This is a genomic window from Pseudoxanthomonas sp. J35 (assembly GCF_000513995.1).
Classification (GTDB): domain Bacteria; phylum Pseudomonadota; class Gammaproteobacteria; order Xanthomonadales; family Xanthomonadaceae; genus Pseudoxanthomonas.
On sequence record NZ_AZVB01000022.1, the window covers coordinates 23,300 to 44,858 of the forward strand.

At 72.6% G+C, this 21,559-nt stretch carries 22 protein-coding genes; 6 read left to right on the forward strand and 16 right to left on the reverse strand.

From position 1 onward, the window contains the following. Positions 1 to 79 precede the first annotated feature (79 nt). Complete coding sequence (locus PSEJ35_RS0111700) at positions 80 to 2,440, forward strand: Tex family protein (protein ID WP_028917959.1); 2,361 nt, start codon at positions 80 to 82, stop codon at positions 2,438 to 2,440. A gap of 69 nt (positions 2,441 to 2,509) precedes the next feature. On the opposite strand, the gene PSEJ35_RS0111705 is transcribed toward PSEJ35_RS0111700, so the two are convergent. Then, positions 2,510 to 2,869 carry a carboxymuconolactone decarboxylase family protein gene (locus tag PSEJ35_RS0111705; RefSeq protein WP_028917960.1) on the reverse strand — a complete coding sequence of 120 codons (360 nt, stop codon included), beginning with the start codon at positions 2,867 to 2,869 and terminating at the stop codon, positions 2,510 to 2,512. A 74-nt stretch (positions 2,870 to 2,943) separates the two neighbouring features. Here PSEJ35_RS0111705 and PSEJ35_RS0111710 point away from each other — a divergent pair, with 74 nt between their 5' ends. Both PSEJ35_RS0111710 and PSEJ35_RS0111715 read left to right on the forward strand, forming a co-directional pair. Further along, positions 2,944 to 3,261, forward strand: a complete 318-nt coding sequence (locus PSEJ35_RS0111710; RefSeq protein WP_028917961.1) for a metalloregulator ArsR/SmtB family transcription factor — start codon at positions 2,944 to 2,946, stop codon at positions 3,259 to 3,261. A gap of 8 nt (positions 3,262 to 3,269) precedes the next feature. Beyond that, complete coding sequence (locus tag PSEJ35_RS0111715; protein WP_028917962.1) at positions 3,270 to 3,794, forward strand: rhodanese family protein; 525 nt, start codon at positions 3,270 to 3,272, stop codon at positions 3,792 to 3,794. A 48-nt stretch (positions 3,795 to 3,842) separates the two neighbouring features. Here the strand turns inward: PSEJ35_RS0111715 and PSEJ35_RS0111720 are convergent, their stop codons facing one another. The 4 genes from PSEJ35_RS0111720 to PSEJ35_RS16705 all read right to left on the reverse strand — a co-directional run bounded on the left by PSEJ35_RS0111720 (position 3,843) and on the right by PSEJ35_RS16705 (position 8,601). Beyond that, a complete protein-coding gene (locus PSEJ35_RS0111720) occupies positions 3,843 to 4,319 on the reverse strand; it encodes a transposase (protein WP_051412659.1) in 477 nt (158 codons plus the stop codon). 170 nt (positions 4,320 to 4,489) lie between these two features. After that, on the reverse strand, positions 4,490 to 5,416 hold the full coding sequence (locus PSEJ35_RS16135) for a cation transporter (protein WP_343122516.1): 927 nt from the start codon (positions 5,414 to 5,416) through the stop codon (positions 4,490 to 4,492). Between the two features lie 57 nt (positions 5,417 to 5,473). Beyond that, complete coding sequence (mnmG, locus tag PSEJ35_RS0111730) at positions 5,474 to 7,363, reverse strand: tRNA uridine-5-carboxymethylaminomethyl(34) synthesis enzyme MnmG (RefSeq protein WP_028917964.1); 1,890 nt, start codon at positions 7,361 to 7,363, stop codon at positions 5,474 to 5,476. Positions 7,364 to 7,803: 440 nt separating this feature from the next. Further along, positions 7,804 to 8,601, reverse strand: a complete 798-nt coding sequence (locus PSEJ35_RS16705; RefSeq protein ID WP_156924806.1) for a hypothetical protein — start codon at positions 8,599 to 8,601, stop codon at positions 7,804 to 7,806. 135 nt (positions 8,602 to 8,736) lie between these two features. On the opposite strand from PSEJ35_RS16705, the gene PSEJ35_RS17270 reads away from it, so the two are divergent. From PSEJ35_RS17270 to PSEJ35_RS0111750, 3 genes are read left to right on the forward strand one after another with little or no spacing between them, the layout of a single operon-like run. Continuing rightward, positions 8,737 to 9,693 (forward strand): pyridoxal-phosphate dependent enzyme, encoded by a 957-nt coding sequence (locus tag PSEJ35_RS17270; protein ID WP_028917965.1) that lies wholly within the window; start codon positions 8,737 to 8,739, stop codon positions 9,691 to 9,693. Beyond that, positions 9,690 to 10,295, forward strand: a complete 606-nt coding sequence (locus tag PSEJ35_RS17275; RefSeq protein ID WP_024869647.1) for a YdcF family protein — start codon at positions 9,690 to 9,692, stop codon at positions 10,293 to 10,295. The genes PSEJ35_RS17270 and PSEJ35_RS17275 overlap by 4 nt, the downstream gene beginning before the upstream one ends. A gap of 55 nt (positions 10,296 to 10,350) precedes the next feature. Further along, positions 10,351 to 10,779, forward strand: coding sequence for a ketosteroid isomerase-related protein (locus PSEJ35_RS0111750; RefSeq protein ID WP_028917966.1), 429 nt, complete (start codon positions 10,351 to 10,353; stop codon positions 10,777 to 10,779). Between the two features lie 113 nt (positions 10,780 to 10,892). On the opposite strand, the gene bioC is transcribed toward PSEJ35_RS0111750, so the two are convergent. The 11 genes from bioC to PSEJ35_RS0111805 all read right to left on the reverse strand — a co-directional run bounded on the left by bioC (position 10,893) and on the right by PSEJ35_RS0111805 (position 21,489). Then, the gene (gene bioC / locus PSEJ35_RS0111755; protein WP_028917967.1) at positions 10,893 to 11,780 is read right to left on the reverse strand and encodes a malonyl-ACP O-methyltransferase BioC; all 888 of its coding nucleotides are present in this window, start codon (positions 11,778 to 11,780) and stop codon (positions 10,893 to 10,895) included. Between the two features lie 16 nt (positions 11,781 to 11,796). Continuing rightward, positions 11,797 to 12,561 carry a pimeloyl-ACP methyl ester esterase BioH gene (gene bioH, locus PSEJ35_RS0111760; protein WP_028917968.1) on the reverse strand — a complete coding sequence of 255 codons (765 nt, stop codon included), beginning with the start codon at positions 12,559 to 12,561 and terminating at the stop codon, positions 11,797 to 11,799. Positions 12,562 to 12,585: 24 nt separating this feature from the next. Beyond that, positions 12,586 to 13,200 (reverse strand): YbhB/YbcL family Raf kinase inhibitor-like protein, encoded by a 615-nt coding sequence (locus PSEJ35_RS0111765; protein WP_028917969.1) that lies wholly within the window; start codon positions 13,198 to 13,200, stop codon positions 12,586 to 12,588. A 19-nt stretch (positions 13,201 to 13,219) separates the two neighbouring features. Beyond that, positions 13,220 to 15,280, reverse strand: a complete 2,061-nt coding sequence (locus PSEJ35_RS0111770; protein ID WP_028917970.1) for a tetratricopeptide repeat protein — start codon at positions 15,278 to 15,280, stop codon at positions 13,220 to 13,222. Positions 15,281 to 15,343: 63 nt separating this feature from the next. Further along, a complete protein-coding gene (locus PSEJ35_RS0111775; protein ID WP_028917971.1) occupies positions 15,344 to 16,339 on the reverse strand; it encodes an alpha/beta fold hydrolase in 996 nt (331 codons plus the stop codon). 51 nt (positions 16,340 to 16,390) lie between these two features. Further along, entirely contained in the window at positions 16,391 to 17,185 is a 795-nt protein-coding gene (locus PSEJ35_RS0111780) for a lysophospholipid acyltransferase family protein (RefSeq protein WP_028917972.1), read from the reverse strand. A 125-nt stretch (positions 17,186 to 17,310) separates the two neighbouring features. Further along, positions 17,311 to 17,742 (reverse strand): hotdog fold thioesterase, encoded by a 432-nt coding sequence (locus PSEJ35_RS0111785; RefSeq protein ID WP_028917973.1) that lies wholly within the window; start codon positions 17,740 to 17,742, stop codon positions 17,311 to 17,313. 70 nt (positions 17,743 to 17,812) lie between these two features. Then, positions 17,813 to 19,783 carry a phospholipase D family protein gene (locus tag PSEJ35_RS0111790; protein WP_028917974.1) on the reverse strand — a complete coding sequence of 657 codons (1,971 nt, stop codon included), beginning with the start codon at positions 19,781 to 19,783 and terminating at the stop codon, positions 17,813 to 17,815. Continuing rightward, positions 19,780 to 20,361, reverse strand: a complete 582-nt coding sequence (locus PSEJ35_RS16145) for a YceI family protein (protein WP_037083190.1) — start codon at positions 20,359 to 20,361, stop codon at positions 19,780 to 19,782. Before PSEJ35_RS16145 ends, PSEJ35_RS0111790 begins: the two co-directional genes overlap by 4 nt. A gap of 4 nt (positions 20,362 to 20,365) precedes the next feature. Further along, positions 20,366 to 20,842, reverse strand: coding sequence for a histidine phosphatase family protein (locus tag PSEJ35_RS0111800; protein ID WP_024869636.1), 477 nt, complete (start codon positions 20,840 to 20,842; stop codon positions 20,366 to 20,368). A 17-nt stretch (positions 20,843 to 20,859) separates the two neighbouring features. Continuing rightward, complete coding sequence (locus PSEJ35_RS0111805) at positions 20,860 to 21,489, reverse strand: ParA family protein (protein WP_028917975.1); 630 nt, start codon at positions 21,487 to 21,489, stop codon at positions 20,860 to 20,862. Between the last annotated feature and the right edge of the window lie 70 nt (positions 21,490 to 21,559).

The window sequence follows — 21,559 nt, forward strand, 5'->3', positions numbered from 1 at the left end:
GCTTGTCAACGGCTTACATCGCCGGCGGCAGGGGGCGACAATCGGTTTTCCGAATCTTTCCCCGCGAAAACCGCAGTCCATGACCGAGATTTCACCCGCGCTCGCGCGCAAGATCGCCCAGACCATCGCCGAGGAGATCGGCGCGCAGACACAGCAGGTGCAGGCCGCCGTCGCGCTGCTCGACGAAGGCGCGACCGTGCCGTTCATCGCGCGCTACCGCAAGGAGGTCACCGGCGGCCTGGACGACACCCAGCTGCGCAACCTCGAGGTGCGCCTGGGCTACCTGCGCGAGATGGAGGACCGCCGCGCGGCGATCCTGACGAGCATCGAGGAGCAGGGCAAGCTCACCGACGAACTGCGCGCGCAGATCGAGGAGGCCGACAGCAAGTCGCGCCTGGAAGACCTGTACCTGCCTTACAAGCAGAAGCGCCGTACCCGCGCGCAGATCGCCCGCGAAGCCGGGCTGGAGCCGCTGGCCGACGGCCTGGTCGAGGATCCGACCCGCGTTCCGGAGGAATTCGCCGCCGGCTTCGTCGACGCCGGGAAGGGCGTGGCCGACGCCAGGGCCGCGCTGGAAGGCGCGCGCGCGATCCTGATCGAGCGCTGGGGCGAGGACGCGACCCTGCTCGGTGAGCTGCGCGCGTGGCTGGAACGCGAAGGCGTGATCCGCTCCAAGGTGGTCGAGGGCAAGGAAGCGGCCGGCGAGAAGTACCGCGACTACTTCAACCACGCCGAACCGCTGGCGAAGATCCCCTCGCACCGCCTGCTGGCGTTGTTCCGCGGCCGCCGCGAGGAATTCCTGCAGCTGGACCTGGAGGCCGGCGCCGACGCGGACGCGGGCACCGCCTACGCCGAGGGCCGCATCGCCCTGCACGCCGGCATCGCCGACAGGGGCCGCCCGGCCGACGCCTGGCTGCGCAACGCCTGCCGCCTGGCCTGGCGCGCCAAGATCCACCTGCACCTGATGCTGGACCTGTTCAACCAGGCGCGCGAGAAGGCCGAGGCCGAAGCCATCGCCGTGTTCGGCGACAACCTCAAGGACCTGCTGCTGGCCGCGCCGGCCGGCCCGAAGGCGGTGCTGGGTCTGGACCCGGGCCTGCGCACCGGCGTCAAGGTCGCCGTGGTCGATCCCACCGGCAAGCTGGTCGCCACCGACACCATCTACCCGCATGAGCCCAAGCGGCAGTGGGACCAGTCGCTGGCCACGCTGCGCAGGCTGTGCCTCGCCCACGGCGTGCAGCTGGTCGCGATCGGCAACGGCACCGCCTCGCGCGAGACCGACAAGCTCGCCGGCGATCTGCTCAAGCTGGTGCCCGAGCTGAGGATGCAGAAGATCGTGGTCAGCGAGGCCGGCGCCTCGGTGTACTCGGCTTCGGAACTGGCGGCGAAGGAGTTCCCGAACCTGGACGTGTCGCTGCGTGGCGCGGTGTCGATCGCGCGGCGCCTGCAGGATCCGCTGGCGGAGCTGGTGAAGATCGAGCCCAAGGCGATCGGTGTCGGCCAGTACCAGCACGACGTCGACCAGTTCCGCCTGGCGCGCGCGCTCGACGCCAAGGTCGAGGACTGCGTGAACGCGGTCGGCGTGGACGTGAACACCGCTTCGGCCGCGCTGCTGGCACGCGTGTCCGGCCTGACCCCGACCGTGGCCGAGAACATCGTCGCCTTCCGCGACCAGAACGGCGCCTTCCCCTCGCGCAAGGCCCTGCTCAAGGTGCCGCGCCTGGGCGAGAAGACCTTCGAGCAGTGCGCCGGCTTCCTGCGCATCGCCGACGGCGAGCAGCCGCTGGACGCGTCGGCGGTGCACCCGGAAGCCTATCCGGTGGTCGAGCGCATCCTTGCCGGCAGCGGCAAGCAGGTGAAGCAGATCATCGGCGACACCGCGTTCCTGCGCTCGCTCAAGCCGGAGCAGTTCACCGACGAGAAGTTCGGCCTGCCGACGGTGCGCGACATCCTGAAGGAGCTGGAGAAGCCCGGCCGCGACCCGCGCCCCGAATTCAAGGCGGCGAAGTTCGCCGACGGCGTGGAGGACATCAAGGACCTGCGCCCGGGCATGATCCTCGAGGGCGTGGTCAGCAACGTCGCCGCGTTCGGTGCCTTCGTCGACATCGGCGTGCACCAGGACGGCCTGGTCCACATCTCCGCGCTGAGCGACCGCTACGTCAAGGACCCGCGCGACGTGGTCAAGGCCGGCGACATCGTCAAGGTGAAGGTGCTGGAGGTGGACGTGGCGCGCAAGCGCATCGCCCTCACCTGCCGCATGAGCGACGAACCGGGCCAGGCCAGCGCGCGCGACGCGCGTGGCGGCGACCGCGATGCGCGCGGTCCGCGTGGCGGCAACGACCGCGGCCGCGGCGGCAACGCCGGCCGTGGGCCGCAGCAGCAGGCCGCGCCGTTCAACAGCGCCATGGCCGACGCGCTGAAGAACCTGCGCCGCAACTGACCGGCCGCAACAGGCGGAAGGGCCGGCATTGCCGGCCCTTCCGCCATCCAGGCGCCTCGCGACGGCGTCTTACGCCGCTTCGGCCGCCTTGCGGAACTCGTCGTAGGCGGCCTGGGCATTGGCCGCGTACATCAGCGACGGGCCACCGCCCATGTACACCGCCACACCCAGCATCTCGCGGAACTCCTCCGGGGTGGTGCCCAGGCGCACCAGCGCCCTGGCGTGGAAGCCCAGGCAGCCGTCGCAGCGGTTGGCTACGCCGATGGCCATGGCGATCAGCTCCTTGGTCTTCCCGTCCAGCACGCCTGGCGCCATCGCCGCCTTGCTGAGGTCTCCAAAGCCCTGCATTACATCGGCGTTGTGGGTGCGCAGCGCGGTCAGGTTGCGGGAGATGTCGCGGGTCAGTTCGGTATAGCTGGCGGCATTCATGGCGATGTCCGGTGTGGAAGTGGCGCCAGTATATTAGTCATTGCTAATTTAGCAATACCTGATATGATGCCCGCATGAGCCAACCGTTCACTTCGAAGGACCGTGCCTTCCTCCGCCAGGGCGCCGGCGAGGCCGCGGCCATGCTGCGCACCCTCGGCCACGAGCAGCGCCTGCTGGTGCTGTGCCTGCTGATCGGCCATGGCGAGCTCAACGTCAGCCAGCTGCTGGAGCAGGTGGAGCTGAGCCAGTCGGCGCTGTCCCAGCATCTGGCGCGGATGCGCGCCGACGGCCTGGTCGACTGCCGGCGCGAAGGCCAGGCCGTCTACTACCGCATCGCCGACCCGCGCGTGGCCACCCTGGTGGGCGCGCTCAAGTCCGTGTTCTGCCCCTGAGGAACCCCATGAGAACCATCGATGCCCGCACCGCCCGTTCCCTGCTCGACCAGGGCGCGCTGCTGGTGGACATCCGCGAACCCGACGAACACGCGCGCGAGCGCATTCCCGGTGCCTGCTGCATTCCGCTGGCCCGGCTCGCCTCGGCGCCGGAACTGGCCGGCACGCGGGGGCGCGCCGTGGTGTTCCACTGCCGCTCCGGCATGCGTACCCGGGCCAACTCCGAGGTTCTGGAAGCGGCCGCCGGTGGCTGCGACGCCTACGTGGTCGAGGGTGGTCTGGATGCCTGGAAGCAGGCCGGCCTGCCCGTGCAGCGCGACGCCCGCGCGCCGCTGGAGTTGATGCGCCAGGTACAGATCGCCGCCGGCGGGCTGGCCCTGTCCGGCACGGTGCTGGCGGCCTCGGTCTCGCCGTGGTTCCTGCTGGTGCCGGGCATGGTCGGGCTGGGCCTGGTGTTCGCCGGGCTCACCGGCTTCTGCGGCATGGCCCACCTGCTGGCGCGCATGCCCTGGAACCGCGCCCGGCCGATGTAGCCGGCGCCTGCAACTTCCCGTGCGCGCCGGGAAAACCGCCGCGGCGCGCTACACCCAGGCGCAGTCCCAGAACGGGTAGTCGCGGATGTCATCCACCAGGCGCGCGCGCAGCGGCTCGGCGATGATGTAGCGGGCCACGGTACGCAGGTCGTCCTCGCGGCGCAGCTGCCGGTCGTGGAAGGCCGGTTCCCATAACGGGCCGGCGCGCGACAGCACGCGGTTCACCTGCACGCCGGTGACCGACTTCATCCGCTGCACCACCTTCTCCAGTGGATCGCGCTGCCCGACCTGCAGCAGCCAGTGCGCCTGGTCGGGCATCAGCACCCAGGCCAGCAGCGTGGCGTCGCCGTGCGCCAGCGGCTGGCGGAAAGCGCGCACCGCCTCGCAACCGACATGGAAGTTCGAGAACCAGGCCTGGCGGTCGCGGGTGGCGACGCTGACGTGGTAGGCCTGCCCGGGGATGGACAGCCCGCGCTGCCGCACCACGCGCAATCCCTGGAACCGGTCCTCGGTATGCATGTCCATGGACCGCATCCTTGCAAGCGGCCCGTGGGCGGAACAGCGGACTGGTCCGCAATCCGCTGTAGGAATTTTCCACGGCGGAAAGTTGCGGGCGAAAAGGTCCACCGCGAGCACAGGGCGCACGGCCCCGCAGGCTTACTCGGCCCACTCCTGGTCGGTGGTGAACACGATCGTCAGCCAGCGGTCCGCCGACTCCGGGCCGATCGCCTCGCCGACTTCGTCGCGCAGCGGTCCCAGGCTTCCAGTGCCCGCGGCGGTGCGCCGCGCGGCACGATGAAGTACAGCTCGATCTGGCGGCCGCGACCGACCCGCGCCACGTACGACCGGAACGACAGGAAGCCTTCGCGGCGCACCACCTCCGCTGCCACCGCGTCGACCTGCTGCTTCAGCTCCAGCGGCGTGACCAGCAGGATGTCGGCGATCGCGCTGCGCACCGCACCCAGCGGCACCGGGATCACCACCAGGCACACCAGCGCCAGCACCGCCGGATCCACGTATGGCGCCATCCATGCCCAGCGCGTGCCCTGCATCGTCTTGCCGATGGCGAAGACCGCCAGCAGCGCGCCGCTGATCGCCGCCGACACCAGCCAGCCGCGTGCCTCCATCGCCACCGGCTGCGAACCGATGCGGCGGTTCGCGCGCAGCGCATAGGCGGCCATCGCGATGCTGATCGCGACCGTGGCCACGGCATAGACGATGGCCTGGCCGAAGTGCAGCTCGCGGCCGCCATCGAGGAAGCTGCCGATGGCGTTGACCAGCGCGTACGCGGCCGCGGCGGACATCAGCAAGCCGGTGGCACCCAGCACCATCGGTTCCAGGTGCCAGAAGCCCATGGTGAAGCGCTCGGCGAGGCGGCGGTCCTGCGGATCGTCGGCGGCGTAGCCGGCGATGAGGCGCGCGACCAGCAGCGCCGCGGCGCTGGTGATGCCGTCGGCCAGCGAGTAGATGCCGTCGAACACGATCGCGTACGAACCGGACAGCAGGCCGACGACGATGCCCACCGCCGCGACCAGGCCGGTGGCCGCGATCGAGCGGCGCAGGACGCGCTGTTCACCGCCACCGGGCGGCGGCTCCTGCACGGGGCCGGACGCTTCGCTCATGGGGCGCAGCCTGCACCTTGCGGCGCCGTGGCGCCACTGCGTCGCGCCGGGCGGCGGTCAGGCCACCCGGCTGCGACGCAGGCGTTCCAGATGCACCAGCAGCAGCGAGATCGCCGCCGGTGTCATGCCGGGGATGCGTTGGGCCTGCCCGATCGTCTGCGGCCGCACCCGCTCCAGTTTCTGCTGCACTTCCGCGGACAGGCCGCGTACGGCGGCGTAGTCGAAGTCCGCGGGGATGGCGGTGTCCTCGTGGCGCTGCTGGCGCGCGATCTCGTCGCGCTGGCGGTCGAGGTAGCCGGCGTACTTCACCGCGATCTCGACCTGCTCGGCCACCTGCGCGTCGTCCACGCCCGGGCCCAGCGCCGGCACCCGCATCAGCGCGGCATAGCCGAGCTCCGGGCGCTTGATCAGGTCCAGCGCGCTGGTCTCGCGGCTCACCGCCACGCCCAGCACCGCCTCGACCTCGCGGCCGATGGCGTTGGCCGGCGTCGCCCACAGCGCGCGCAGGCGCGCGGTCTCGCGCTCGATCGCCTCGCGCTTGGCCTCGAAGCGCGACCAGCGCGCGTCGTCGACCACGCCCAGCTCGCGGCCGCGCGGGGTCAGGCGCAGGTCGGCGTTGTCTTCGCGCAGCTGCAGCCGGTACTCGGCGCGGCTGGTGAACATGCGGTACGGCTCGTTGGTGCCGTGGGTGATCAGGTCGTCGACCAGCACGCCCAGGTAGGCCTCGTCGCGGCGCGGCGCCCAGCCTTCCTGGTCGCGTACGTGGCGGGCGGCGTTGATGCCGGCCAGCAGCCCCTGCGCGGCCGCCTCCTCATAGCCGGTGGTGCCGTTGATCTGCCCGGCGAAGAACAGGCCGGACACGGCCTTGGTCTCCAGCGTGGCCTTCAGCCCACGCGGGTCGAAGAAGTCGTATTCGATCGCGTAGCCGGGACGGGTGATGTGCGCGTTCCCGAAGCCGCGGATCGAACGCACCAGCTCCAGCTGCACGTCGAACGGCAGCGATGTGGAGATGCCGTTGGGATAGATCTCCACCACGTCCAGCCCCTCCGGCTCGACGAAGATCTGGTGGCTGGGCTTGTCGGCGAAGCGCACCACCTTGTCCTCGATCGAGGGGCAGTAGCGCGGGCCGATGCCCTCGATCTGGCCGGTGTACAGCGGCGAGCGGTCCAGCGCGCCGCGGATGATCTCGTGGGTGCGCTCGGTGGTGTGGGTGATCCAGCACGAAACCTGGCGCGGGTGGTCGGCCACGTCGCCGAGGAACGACATCACCGGCATCGGGTCGTCGCCGGACTGCTCGTCCATCACCGCGTAGTCGAGCGTGCGCCCGTCGATGCGCGGCGGGGTGCCGGTCTTGAGCCGGTCCACCACGAACGGGCGCTCGCGCAGGCGCGCGGCCAGGGTGGCCGACGGCGGGTCGCCCATGCGCCCGGCGGCGTAGGTGGTCGGACCGATGTGGACCTTGCCGGCGAGGAACGTACCGGCGGTCAGGACCACGGCCGGCGCGTCGAAGCGCAGGCCGGTCTGGGTGATCGCGCCGCGCACGGCGTCGCCCTCGATCACGAGGTCGTCGACCGCCGCCTGGAACACGGTCAGGTTGGGCTGGTTCTCGACCATGCGCCGGATCGCCGCACGGTACAGCGCGCGGTCGGCCTGGCAGCGGGTCGCGCGCACCGCCGGGCCCTTGGACGCGTTGAGCGTGCGCCACTGGATGCCGGCCAGGTCGGCGGCGCGGGCCATGGCTCCGCCGAGGGCGTCGATCTCCTTGACCAGGTGGCCCTTGCCGATGCCGCCGATTGCCGGGTTGCAGCTCATCGCGCCCACGGTCTCGATGTTGTGGGTCAGCAGCAGGGTGCGCGCGCCGGAGCGGGCCGAGGCCAGCGCGGCTTCGGTGCCGGCGTGGCCGCCGCCGATCACGATGACGTCGTACTGGTGGAAGGAGCGGGTCATGCGGGTATCCGGGAAGCGCCTGGGGGGCCGGCGCCGGACGGCAATTCTACGCCCGGGGGTGTCCGTGGACTTGGCACGCTTCCTGCGATAGCCATCACGTGCACCCATCGCGGCAATGCGTCGGGGGCGCGGGCTGGAATTGGAACAGGGGCCAGCCACGCGCGCGATGGGGAAGCCGAGGGGCCGGCAGTCGGGGGACTGCCGGCCCCGTTTTTTTGCCCGGCGCCAGCCAAACCGTGACCGGGTCCGCAAAAAGCGACAGCCCGGCCAGGGGACCGGGCTGTCTTGGGGGCGCCGATGTCCGACAGGGCCGGAACAGGGGGGATCCAGATTTCCCTGCCGGACATCGACGTGGACTTGCCGGGCAGGTCACAACCTGACGTGCCCTGTCACGTGCGGGCTAAGCTTGCGTCCACCGTCCCGGCAACGCAAGCGCTTTTTCAGGGCTCATTCGTGTCGCGCGTCCCACTACGCTGCGGTCGCGAGTTGCCACTGGGCGCCGGGCGCGGGGCCGGGGCACTGCGCGGGGCCGCATCGCTGCGCGGCGCCTGGCGGAACTCGCCGCCGCTGCGGGGCTGCGGCTGCGGCGAGACCGGACGCGTCGCCACCGGCGCGACGTTGCCGCCATTGCCCGGGAAACGGCGGCGGACCGCGGTGTCGGTACCACCCTGCGGCGGATCGACCCGGTAACCGGTGCCGGTCGGCGGCACCGGTCGCATGCCGCCACCCGTGTACGGGCCCGGGCCACCGCCCATCCCCGGCTGCGGAGCGGCGATGCTGCCGGTTCCCGGCTGCGGGCGCCGCCGCGGCTGGTCCTCCTCGCTGCCGCGGCGCAGCCGCTCCAGATCGCGCCATGGCGCGCGGTTGAGCGGGGGCGGCGTATGGCCGGCCGTCGGCGGCGGCCGGTCGGGGCGGCCGTCATGGTCGCCGCCGTGGTGGCCGGGCCCCGGCGGAGCCGGCGCATGCGGGTGGTAGTGCGGCGGACGGTAGTAGTAACCGGGATAGCCGTACCCGTAGTAATAGGAGGGATGGCCGTAGCCCAGGCCGAACGACCAGCCGGGCCGGTAGCGGTAGGCGTAGGGCACGCCGTATCCGTAACCGTAGCTGCCGTAGACCGTGCCGTACCCGGAGTAGTCGTAACCGGTGTAGTAACCGCCGCCATCGTCGACGTACCCGTAGGTGGTGCAGCCGGCCAGGGCCAGCGCACAGGCCAGGCCGGTAAACACTCGCAGTTTCATGGCGGTTCCCCCCCTCGGGCTTGGATGGCCAGCTTCGTGGCGGCGCTTTGAATCCGTGCTTAACCCGGCCGGGTGCCCCGTCGTTTCGCCACACGATGACGGGTCCGGCCGTGGTCGATACGTTAACCTTGGCCCATGCCAGTCGACCTTCCCGCTGCCGACGACGTCCTCGCCGCCGCTGCCCGGATCGCCGGCCATGCCAGCGTCACCCCCGTGCTGCGTTCGCGCGTGCTCGACGGCATGGCCGGCTGCGAACTGCACTTCAAGGCCGAACACCTGCAGCGCGGCGGCGCCTTCAAGTTCCGCGGCGCCTGCAATGCCGTGTGGTCGCTTTCCGACGGGGAGGCCGCACGCGGCGTGGTCACCCATTCCTCGGGCAACCATGGCGCGGCGCTGGCGCTGGCCGCGCGCAGCCGCGGTATTCCCTGCCACGTGGTCGTGCCCGAAGGCGCGGTGGCAGCCAAGCTGGCCAACATCGAACGCCATGGCGCGACCGTGTGGCGCTGCGAAGCCACCCTCGCCGCGCGCGAGGCGACCTGTGCGCGGATCCAGGCGGAGACGGGCGCGCAGCTGGTCCATCCCTACGCCGATGCGCGGGTGATCGCCGGCCAGGGCACGGCCACGGTCGAGCTGGTCGGCCAGGCCGGCGCGCTGGACACCCTCGTGGTCCCGGTGGGCGGTGGAGGCCTGGCCGCGGGCACCGCGCTGGCGCTGGCCACGGTCGCGCCGCGCTGCCGGCTGGTGCTGGCCGAACCGGCCGGCGCCGACGACACCGCCCGTTCGCTGGCCGCCGGCGAGCGCCAGACCGACCTGGTCCCCGATACCGTCTGCGACGGCCTGCGTGCCAGCCTCGGCGCGCCCAACTTCGCCCTGTTGCGGGCCTGGGGCACCGAGGCGGTGGTGGTCGACGACGCCGCCACGATCGCGGCGATGCGGCTGGCCTGGCAGGTGCTCAAGCAGGTCGTCGAACCGTCCTCGGCGATCGCCCTGGCGGCGGTGCTGGCACAGCCGGCGCGCTTCGCCGGCCAGCGCGTCGGCGTGGTCTTCACCGGCGGCAACGTCGACCTGGGGGCGTTGCCGTGGCGCGGCTGAGCCGCGGCCGCAAGGCGCGGCGCGGCTTCTTCGGCTGGCTGTGGCGGCTGGCGCTGCTGGCGCTGCTGTGGCTTGCCGGCGTGGCCGCCTGGATCGTCTGGGTCGGCCAGCGCGACCAGGCCACGCGCGCCGACGCGATCATCGTGCTCGGCGCCGCCGCGTACCACAAGAATCCCTCGCCCGTGTTCCGCGAGCGCATCCGCCACGGCCTGGACCTGTACCGCCGCGGCTATGCGCCGGTGCTGGTGTTCACCGGCGGCTACGGCAACGGCGCGCCGTTCGCCGAATCGCAGGTGGCGCGCCGCTACGCGCTGCAGCAGGGCATTCCCGAGTCGGCGATCCTGATCGAATCGGCCTCGCGCAACACCCGCGAGAACCTGTTGCAGGCGCGCATGCTGATGCAGCAGAACGACCTGCACCGGGTCATCGTGGTCAGCGATCCGCTGCACATGGCACGCGCGCTGCGGCTGTCGCGGCGGCTGGGCATCGACGCGGTCGGCTCGCCCACGCCCAGCACCCGCTTCCGCACGGTGCAGACGCAGTGGCGCTTCCTGCTGCAGGAGGTCTACTTCTTCCACCGCGACCTGGTGCTGCGCGACTGATCCCGCGGGCGGCCGCGGCGTATCATGGCCGCCCCCGCAGAACCGGAATCCCCCGATGAAGATCGACGGCACCCGCCGCCAGGACCGCGCGATCGAGCTGGTGCTCGCCTACTACGCCGCGTTCAACCGCGGCGACCGCGAGGCGATGCTCGCGCTGCTCGCCGACGACGTCGTCCACGACCTCAACCAGGGCGCCCGCGAGACCGGCAAGGAAGCATTCGCCGCCTTCATGCGGCGCATGGACGCCAGCTACCGCGAGCAGCTGCACGATATCGTGGTGATGGCAACCCAGGACGGCGGCCGCGCCGCCGCCGAATACGTGGTCCACGGCGAGTACCTGCGCGACGACGAAGGCCTGCCGCCGGCCCGCGGCCAGAAGTACGTGCTGCCCGGCGGCGCGTTCTTCGACATCCGCGACGACCGCATCGCGCGGGTCAGCAACTACTACAACCTGCAGGACTGGATCGCGCAGGTTGGGGGGTGAGAGCCGGGATTGGGGATTCGTAAGAGCCCCTAGCCCGGACAGGCGGAGCGCATCCGGGTGGCCTCTCCCGGACCCCCACCCTGCTGGGCGATGGGCTTGCGGAGCCGCAGGCCTCAGGGGGTGTTGCGGCGGCGGATCGGGATCTTCGACAGCGGCACCGCGGCGATCTCGTGGCCGCCCTCGCGGATCGGCGCGCCCGGCGCCGGCGCCCAGGCCTGCGCGTAGATCACTTCCCAGGTGCTGGGCAGGCGCCCGTCGGCGTCGCGCAGCGGTTCGTAGGCCGCGGCCGCGGCGGCGAAACGCGCGCGCCCGGTGAGGCTGCGCCGGCGCGAGGCCAGCGCGTTGGTCGCGCCGATCGCGCGCAGCTCGCGCATCAGCGCCGGCAGGTCCGGATAGGTCAGGGTGAACAGGTCGCGGTCCAGCACCGGGTCGCGGAAGCCGGCCGCCATCAGCGCATCGCCGAACTGCGCGATCGAGGCGAACGGGCTCACGTGCGGCGCCGCGTCGGCCCCGGCGAAGGCGCCGCGCAGCTCGGACAGCGTCTCCGGGCCGAAACTCGAGCACAGCAGCAGGCCTTCGGGCTTGAGCACGCGGCGGAAGCCGGCGAACACCGCCGGCAGGTCGTCGACCCACTGCAGGCACAGGTTGCTGAAGATCACGTCGACGCTGCCCTCGGCCAGCGGCAGCGCGCGCGCATCGGCGCAGACGCGCGCGAACGGCTTCCACCAGCCGGCCTGGCGCTTCGCCTCGCGCAGCATCGGCAGGGCCAGGTCCAGCGCGATCACCCGCGCCTTCGGCCAGCGCTTGCGGATCGCCGCGGCGGCATGGCCGGTGCCGCTGCCGACGTCGAGCACGACTTCCGGCTGGCGGTCGTCGAGGTAGTCGAGCGAACCGAGCAGGCGCGTGCGCACCTCGGCCTGCAGCGCCGCGGCCGCGTCGTAGCCGGCGGCCGCGCGCGAGAAGGCGCGGCGCACGTGGCGGGGGTCGAACAGCGGGTCCATGGGCGGCACGGCGACGTCAGGGGGCGCCATTGTCGGCGAAAGCACGCAGCTCCGCCGCGACCGCGTCCACATGGCCGAGGAACGGTGCGTGCCCGGCGCCGGCCAGTTCGACGAAGCGCGATTGCGGCGCCAGCGCGGCGGCGGCGGCCATGCCGCGCGGATCGACCAGGCGGTCGCGGCGGCCGGCCAGCCACAGGCTGGGCACGCGCAGGCGCGGCAGGCTGCGGCGCAGGTCGGTGCCGTCGAGCAGGGCCAGGCCGTCGCGCAGCGCCTGCGGATCCGGCTGGCCGCGCGCGCGCAGCAGTTCGCGCAGGGTCTTCAGTTCGGCGCGGCCATGCTCGGAGCCGAGCGTGTCCAGGGCGATGAAGCGGTCCAGCGTGCCGGCGTAGTCCTCGGCCAGGTCGTGGCCGAAGCGTTCGAACACCTCGCGCGGCACCGCATGCGGCCAGTCATCGCCGTGCACGAAGCGCGGCGTCGCCGCGACCATCACCAGCCCGCGCACGGTCGGCAGGGTCGCCGCCGCGCGCAGCGCGAACAGCCCGCCCAGCGACCAGCCCAGCCAGATCGCCGGCGGCGTGCGGCTGGCAACCGTGCTGGCTACCAGGGCCAGGTCCAGGCGCTCGTCCGGATCGCGGCTCAGCCCGTGCCCCGGCAGGTCGACCAGGTGCAGGCGGAAGTGCGGCGCCAGGCGCTCGGCCAACGGCGCGAACACGCCGCCGTGCAGCGCCCAGCCATGGATCAGGACCAGGTCCGGGCCGCTGCCGAGGGTTTCGATATGCATGCGTCGCGGCGGCGTCGCGCGGCCTCAGCCGCGCAGCGCCTGGTTGAGCGTGTAGGTGCCGTACACCGCGGCCTCGCCCAGCACGTGGCCCTGCATCGCCCGCAGCACGTCGGCGGCGGTGAAGCGCGCCGGCAGCTGCAGCGCCGGCACGTCCAGGGCGAACAGGCGGAAGAAATAGCGGTGCACGCGCAGGTCGTTGAACGGCGGATACGGGCCGTCGTAGCCGAAGTAGTCGCCGCGCATCTGCGCGTCGCCGGCGAACCAGCCGGTGTAATCGTTCAGGCCCTGGCGCGAACCGGCGGGGCCGGCCGGCTGCTGCTTGCCGCCGGTGGTGACGCCGTCGCTGCAGCTGCCGGCGGCGATTTCGCGCACGTCCGCGGCGATGTCGGCCACCACCCAGTGGATGAAGTCGCCGCGCGGCTGCTCGACCGGGATCTGCAGGTCCTCGCGACCCACGGTTTCCGGCACCGTCGGTGCGTCCGGATCGATGCACAGCAGGGCGAAGGAACGGGTGCCCCCGGGCACGCCGTCCCAGGCCAGGTGCGGGTTGCGGTTGCCGGCGAAGCCATCGGGCTGGCCCATGGCGAACTCGGCCGGGATCGCCGCCCGCGCTTCGAAACTGTCGCTCCAGATACGCATGCGTGGCTCCTCTGCGGGATCAGGATTCAACGTAGCCCAGGCGCACGGCGACCGGGGTCAACCGCGCGAACGGCGCGGCGAGCTGGTCGGCGTAGGCGCGCCAGCGGCCCGGCGGCAGGCGCCGCTGCGCGGCCGGCGGTGGCGCCAGCTTGAGGCCGCCGAGCGCCTTGCCGAGCACCTCGGCCAGCGCCTGCTGCGCGTCGACGATGCCGTCCACGCGCAGCAGCACGTGCGGATACAGGTCCTGCTCGTCGAGGTCGGCCAGCTGCTCCAGGCCCTGCGCCAGCCATTCGGCCGCCGCGTCGGGGTTCTCCAGCGCCAGCGGCACCGGAGACCCGGTGGCCAGCCAGTCCAGCAGCATGTCGCGCGGGTCGCGCACCACCGCCAGCAGCAGGCCTTCGGGCAGGTGCGGGCGCAGCGCCAGCAGCAGTGCGTTGTCCCACCAGGTCAGCCAGTCGACGGCGTTGCCGCCGGCGGCGCCGCGCGCCGGCAGGTGTTCGCGCCAGCGCGCGACCAGCGCGGCCGGATCGGCGCTGCCGTTGCGCAGCGCGTGCGCGGCCTGCGGGCTGCGCAGCGGGTCTTCCGGCGCCTGCGGGGTGTAGCGGTCGCGCAGGACCGCGGCGCCAAGCGTGTCCACCACCCGTTCCACGCCCGAGCCGGGCAGGCCCCAGACCAGGATCGGCCGCGGCGCGTCCGGGGTGGGCGTGGCCAGCGCCGGCCACTCCTCGACGGCCGGGGCCAGCGGGGGCAGCGCCAGGCGGCTGGCACGCATGCCGTCGTGCAGCGACTGCCATTGCGCCACCGCCTCGGCGGTGCGGCCGGCGCGGTCGAGCAGGCGCCCGACCCAGCTGCCCATCGCGGCGCGGCTGGCCGGATCCTGCGGGCGCGCGGCGATGGCGCGGGCGCGGGCGATGGCGGCATCCGGATCGCGCGACAGCAGCGCCTCCACCAGGAACTGTTCGGCCAGCGCATGGCCCGGCTGCACTTGCAGCAGGCGTTCGGCCAGGCGCATCGCCCCGTCCAGATCGGCGGCGCGGTCGCGCGCGACCATCGCCGTCTCCAGCGCCATGATGCTGCCCGGCAGGGCCTCGAGCCAGCGCGACAGCACCGCCTCGCCGTCCTCGCTGCCCGGTTCCTCCATGGACAGCCGCACCGCCCACAGGTCGTTGACCAGCGGATGCCGGGCCAGTGCTTCCTCGAGGGTCGCCTGGGCCACGGCGCGGTCGTCGCGGCCGGCCCACAGCTGCATCAGCGCCTGCAGGACGAAACGGTCCGGCGCGTGCAGCAGGCTCTCCTGCAGCAGCTCCAGGGCCTGTTCCGCACGGCCGGCGCGGAACGCGTAAAGGCCGGCCAGGCGGCGCAGCGACGGGTTGGACAGCTTCGGGTCGTCCAGCAGCGGCGCAAGCAGTTCGACGGCCTCCCCGGGGCGGTCCTGCCCGGCGGCCAGCTGCGCCAGCAGCGGCTGCAGCGCGCGCGCATCCGGCAGCAGCGCGGAGACCTTGCGGAAAGCCTGCTCGGCGAAGGCCCAGTGGGACTTGGCCAGGTAGGCGAAGCCCAGCACCGACAGCAGCTGCGGATCGTCCGGCAGCACCTTGCTGGCCGAGGACGCCAGCGCCAGCGCGCGGTCCGGGTTGCCGCGGCGCAGCGCCAGCAGCGCGTCCAACCCGAGCAGGCGCGGATCGTCCTCGGCGGCGATGCGGGCGGCGGTGCGGCTCAGCCGCTCGGCCTCGTCCAGGTCACCGCGGGCCAGGGCGACGTGGGCCTTGGCCAGGTAGGACGGCAGGTGGTTCGGATCCAGCTCCAGGCCCTGGGCCAGCGCATCACCGGCCTCGGCCACGCCGCCGCTGCGCAGCAGCAGGCTGGCGCGCTCGAAGTGCAGGCCCGCGTCCTCCGGCGCCAGCAGGATCGCCTGGTCCAGCGCGAACAGGGCGGCGGCCGGGTCGCCGGCGCGGGCCAGGGCCAGCGCCAGGGTGCGCTGCGCCACGGCGTCGTCCGGGGCGCGGGCGGCCCAGTCCTGGGCCAGGGCCAGCGCTTCGTCGACGGCATCGCGCCGCAGCGCGTCTTGGATACGGTCCAGCATCGGGGGCGTTCGTTCCGGGGAAAACCCGCAGTTTACCCCGGCCCCGGCCCGCCGCCGCCCGCTTCAGCCCGGCGGCAGCGCCGCGCCCAGGCGGTCGGCCACCCAGCGCTCGGCGAAACCGTCGCCGGCCAGGTTCTCGACGAAGGCGCAATGGCCGCCCCAGCGCGCCAGCTCCAGCTCGACGGTGGCCGGCAGGCGCCACTGGCGGAAGTGTTCGACCGGGATCACCGGGTCGTCCTCGGCCATGAGGATGCTCGCCGGCACCGCCAGCCCGGCCAGCCGGTCGCCGGCGATGGAATAGCTCTCGAAGTACTCCTCGACCGTGCCGAAGCCGGCGTGCTGGCGGGCCAGCCAGCCGATCAGGCCGCGCATGTCCATCGCCAGGGTCGCGTCGTCATAGCCGAAGCGTTCCGGGAACAGCTCGCGCTTGCGCACCAGCGAGCTGCGCCACTTGCGGCGGAAGTACCAGTCGTAGAACTGCGGCGCGCGCTCCATGCTGTCCATGGTCGCGGCCGGGTCGACCAGCGGGCAGACCACGGCGATGTGGCGCAGCGGCAGGCCGGCGTCGGCGGCGCGCAGGCCCAGGCGCAGGGCGTGGTTGCCGCCCAGCGAGAAGCCGGCCACCACCAGGTCGCGTACCTGCAGGCGGCGGACCATGTCCACGGCCGCGTGCACCACCTCGCCGATCCGGTTGGAGTGGAACAGTTCCTCGTTGAGGTGGTGGGTGTCGCCATGGTCGCGGAAGTTCAGGCGGAACACGTCCAGGCCGTCGGCCAGCAGGCGCGCGGCGGTCAGGCGCATGTAGCCGGACTCGGCGCTGCCTTCCCAGCCGTGCAGCAGCAGCGCGGTACCGCGCGGGCGCCGCCCGGGGACGGTGCTGTGCCAGCCCTGCAGGCGCGCGCCGTTGCCGCCATCGAGGATGTGCTCGGTGGTGGTGGCGCCGAGCGCCGACAGCGCGCGCAGGCCGCGGCGCTGGCGCAGGCCGCAGGAACCGAGCACCGACTGCAGGTGCGGATTGCGCAGGAGGCGGGGCGGCTGGTAGTCGGTGGCCTTGAGCATCGCCCCAAATCTTGCACCGCAACATGCGCGGCGCAAGTGCGGAAGCCTGATTCAGCTTTCCATTGCCGCGACGATACGCTCGCGGGACAGCTCGGCGATGCGGCGGCGGCCTTCCACGTTCCCCGGCAGGATCGGCTCGAGGAAGTGCACCTCGGCCAGCCGTGCGCGCCCGCCGAGCAGGCGCAGGAAGTTCTGCAGGAAGTTCTCGCGCGGGGCGAAGGCCACGGTGGTCTGGGCCGAGCCCTTCTCGCCGTAGCGCAGCGCCACCGGCTGCACCGGCACCTGAGCCTCGACCGCGGCCATGAAGATGCGGGCGTGGAACGGGCCGACCTCGCGCCCGTCGCGGGTGCGGCCTTCCGGGAACACGCCCACCGAGCGGCCCTCGCGCAGGCGCTGCGTCATCGCCTCGAGTACGCCGCTGAGCGAATCGGAGCTGCCGCGCTGGTGGTAGATGGTCTGGCCGAGGGTGGCCAGCCAGCCGACCAGCGGCCAGCTGGCGATCTCGCGCTTGGCGACGAAGCCCATCATCCGCTGGCTGTGCAGGATCTCAATGTCCAGCCAGCTGACGTGGTTGGCCACGAACAGGGTGGCGCCCGGCAGCGGCTGGCCGAAGCGGCGCAGGCGGAAGCCGAACACGCGCATCAGCCCGGCCGACCAGGCCCGCACCGCACGGTCGCCCAGGGTTTCCGGCCCCCACGGGATGCGCGCCAGCACCGGGATCTGGCAGACCAGGGTCGGCGGCAGCAGCACCAGCAGGTGCAGCAGCAGCAGCGGGACGCGGTAGAGGTAACGGAAGGCGCGCGCGAGGCCGGAATCGCCGGCGGCGCGTGGGGAGGCGTGATCCATGGACGCGCACGATACCGGATGGCCGGGCGCCCTGCGCAGTCCCCCGCGGCGCGGCGGCGCCCACCGCGGCCGCGGCCCGGAGGCTTGCGGGGTGGCAGGATCGCGTTCCACGTCCGGCCCCCGGCTCAGGCCTGCGCGGCCACCGGCACCACCGCCAGGGTCAGCCGCGAGACGCAGACCAGGCGCCCACGCCCGTCCTCGATGCGGATGTCCCAGACCTGGGTGCTGCGCCCCACGTGCACCGCCTTGGCCGTGCCGGTCACCGTGCCCTCGCGCACCGCGCGCAGGTGGTTGGCATTGATCTCCAGCCCCACCGCCTGCTGCAGCCGGGTGTCCAGGCACAGGTTTCCGGCGCTGCTGCCGAGGGTCTCGGCGAGCACCACCGAGGCGCCGCCATGCAGCAGCCCGTACGGCTGGCGGGTGCGCGCGTCGACCGGCATCGTCGCCTGCACCCAGTCCGGGCCGGCGGCGGTGAAGACGATGCCCAGGTGCTCGATCAGGGTGCCCTGGCTGAGCCGGTTGAGTTCCTCGATCTGGACGGGGGCTCGGAAGACCATGGTAGGGCCTGTCGCGGGAGGGGGCGGGATTATCGCCGGGGCCCCGCGCCGGTGTCGCGCGGCGGGGCCTTCAGAGGATGGGAACGAGGCCGGCGCCAAAGGCGGTCAGCATCCGCGTGAGGATCGACTTCGGGCCGAGGCTGACCTCGGGGAAGTCGCCGACCGGCGCGTAGCAGCGGTGGAAGTCCGGATCGCGGCGCGGCAGCGGCGCCGGGCACTCCGGGCCGGGCTGGAACTCGTAGTTGGTGGCATAGCGCCACGGCCACAGGTCCAGCACCGGCGAAGCCTCCAGCACCTTGCCCATGCTGTAGTTGAGGCCGGACAGCACCGGCGGCCGCGCGCGCGGACCCACCGTCCAGGAATTGGCCGGGGCGATGTCGCGCTCGATGCTGCGCGCCAGCGCCTCGGCGAAGACGGGATCCTCGATCACCACCACCGCCTCGGTGTTGTAGTTCTCGCTGCGCGGATCGAAGTTGTGGGTGCCGACCACGGCGATGCGGCGGTCGATCACCATCGACTTGGCGTGCACGCCCATGCGCGGGCCGTCGCCGCGCACCGGCACCGGGCGGTTGGCCGGCGCGCTGGTGCGCAGCAGCGACGGACGCGTCTCGGTACGCAGCTTGTCCTCGACGCGGCCGTCGTCGCCGCGGCCTGGGCCCGAGCCGGATCCGGAACCGGACCCGGCGAGGCTGCCCAGGCTGCCGGGCACCTCGCTGCGCGCGGTGGTCGGCGTGGGCGCGGACGGATCGCCCGGCCACCACGCCCCCAGCGACACCGCCACCGGCGGATCGGCCGGGAACGGCTTGTATTCGAAGATGTCGAAGCCCAGCTCGCGCACGTTGCGGCGCTTGTACTTGTAGGTGAGCGCGTAGACGATCGGGTTGTCGGTCGCCGCCAGGCTGTTGGTCGACACCACCACGCGCGGCGGTTCGGCGGCCTTGCGCAGGCCGCGGAACACCTCCAGCGCGCTGTCCGACAGCACCAGGTACGGCGTCTGCAGCAGGATCTCGCTGCGCGCGTTGGCCAGCAGTTCGGCCAGCCCGGGCGCACCGGCTTCCGGATCCGGGCCTTCGTGGTGCTTGGCCGGCAGGTCGGCCAGGTAGGAGACCTTGCCCACCGGCAGCGCGCGGCTGACGAGGCGTTCGCGCACCAGGTCCTGGTCGGCGGCGGCCTGCGACATCAGCTCGACCCGCTCCGGCACCGCCGGCCGCGACGGCGGCATCTCCGGCACGCCCTGCTGCAGCAGCACCTTCGCCACGTCGTCCAGCCGCTCCACCGGCACGCTGCGCGGGTCGGTCCAGTACTCGGCGAAGTTGCGCTCCATGCCGCGCACCACCGGCCCGGCAACCAGCACGTCGCGGTCGCGGAAGTTGTACTCGGCGTCCCAGTCGTAATAGTCGTCCTGGTAGTTGCGCCCCCCGGTGATCGCCACCGCGCCGTCCACCACCAGCAGCTTGTTGTGCATGCGCTGGTTGAAGCGGCGGAAGCAGCACAGCACGCTGGCCGCGTAGTGCATGTAGTTCGGCTTGGCGCGGTTGAAGGTCGGGTTGTAGATGCGCAGCTCCAGGTTCGAGTGCGCGCCGGACAGCGCCGCCAGGATCTGCAGGTCGGCGATCGCCGACAGCTGGTCGATCAGCAGCCGCACCTTCACTCCGCGCCGCGCCGCGGCCAGCAGCTCGTCGATGACCAGGCGCGCGCTGTCGTCCTTGTCGAAGATGTAGGTCTGCAGGTCGATGCGGCGGGTGGCGCTGCGCAGCAGGTTGATCCGGGCCAGCAGCGCGTCGCCGCCGGTGTCCAGGATCAGCGCGTAGTGGCGCGGGCCCTGCCCGGGCCTGGCCTGCGACTGGGCGAAGGCGGATCCGGCGAGGGCGTGCAGTTCCGAGGGCGTGGCGCAGCGGTCGGCGCGGTCGCATTCCACGGCGGTGTCGCGCGCGGACACGGCGATCGCGGCGGCGCGCTCGTGCTGGGCGGGGCCGATCGTGCTGCAGGCGGTGGCCGACAACAGCAGGAGCAGGCCGAGCAGTCGGGCCGCGAGGTTCACTCCGCGCGTTCCTGCAACTGCAGGCTGGCCAGCAGCCAGACCTTGTCGGCGAGCGCCACCTGCCATTCGCGCATGCCGTAGTCGCTGCGCTGGATGCTGCCGCTGACCTGGATCGGGCAGTCGCGGCCCGGCCGGGCGCAGGCCGACGGCGCGATCTCCAGCGACTGCGGCCGGGTAACGCCGCGCAGGGTCAGTTCGCCGCGCAGCGTGCCACCGTCGCGCAGCAGGTCGGACGTGTAGGATTCGGACACGAATTCCATCCACGGATGGCGCACGGTGTCGAAGAAACTGGCTCCGCGCATCCATGCAGTGTAGCGCGGGCGCTCCGGGATCATCGCCTCGGAGGTGGCCACCTGCAGCCGGACGCGGTGCCGCCCGTCCGGCAGGTGTTCGACCACGCCGTCGAAGCGCGGGAATTCGCCGGCGATGCGCTGGCCGAAGCGGGTCCGTACCTCGAAGCCCAGCCAGCTCTGCCCGTGGTTGAAGGTGGAAGGCGCGGGCGCGTCCTGCGCCCGGGCCAGGGCTGCGACCAGCACCAGGGCCGCTACCGCCAGCCTCGCCCCCTTCCACGCGCGCATGGAATCAGGGCCACCAGAACGCCGCCAGGCGGCCCACGCCCGGTTCGATGGGGGGACCGGCCGGCAGGGAGAGCACCGCCACGGCTGCCGCCGGCATGCCGCGGTAATCGCCGGACTGGCCGCTGTGCAGCAGCGCCACCAGCCGTTCCAGGCCGGGGTTGTGCCCGACCACCAGCAGCCGCTCGACCTCGGCGTGGGCCTGCAGCAGGCCGAACAGGGTGCCGGGCGTGGCCTCGTAGATCGACGGCTCCAGCCGCTGCTCGGCGTAGCCGGTGATCGCCAGCACCGCCTCGAGGGTCTCTCGGGTGCGCCGCGCGGGCGAGCACAGGACCCGGTCCGGCACCAGCCCGCGTTCGGCCAGCCAGCGCCCGGCGGCTTCGGCTTCGGCCAGGCCCTGCGCCGACAGCGGACGGTCGATGTCGGCCTGGCCGGGCGCGGCGGGCTCGGCGTGGGCGTGTCGCAGCAGGATCAGTTCGCGCACCGGGAGGGTTCCTTCGTTCATGCCTTCAACCACTTCAACAGGGGCTCCCAGTCGGCCTGGTGCTCGCGTACCTGGGCCGATTGGTAGTCGAACAGGCTGCGGCCGAGGCCGACCATGACCACGTAGGCCTGGGTATCGCGCAGCTGCGCCACCACCGGATACGGCCAGGTCTGCAGCATCGCCAGCGCCTGCTGGCTGGCATTGGTCCAGGGCTTGCTGCGGTTGAGTACCAGCCCCACCGGCAGCTTGCGCTGGTGGATCCGCGGCACCTTGGCCATGGTGTTGAGGAAGGCGACCGTGGCCTCGATGTCCAGCGCCGAGGGCTGCACCGGTACCACCACCGCGTCGGCGTGCTGGAGGAACCCGTCCAGGTCCTCGGCCAGGGCGCCGGCGGGGGCGTCGACCACCACCCGGTCGGCATCGTCCGGCAGCCAGCTGCGCCAGGCGCGGCGGCGGCTGCCGTCGATCGGCAGCACCGCGCTGTCCAGTCCGGCGCGACGTTCCGCCCAGCGCGTCGCCGAGCGCTGCGGGTCGGCGTCCACCAGCACGGTGCGCAGGCCCTGCAGGGCCGAGTGCGCGGCAAGATGGGTGGCGATGGTGGTCTTGCCCACTCCCCCCTTGGAACCGGCCACCAGGATCGTCTTCATGCGGTCGCTGCCTCCGGATTGGCTGCCCGCAGGGTACACCGGCCCCTCGTGGAGGCGATAGGAAGGCCCG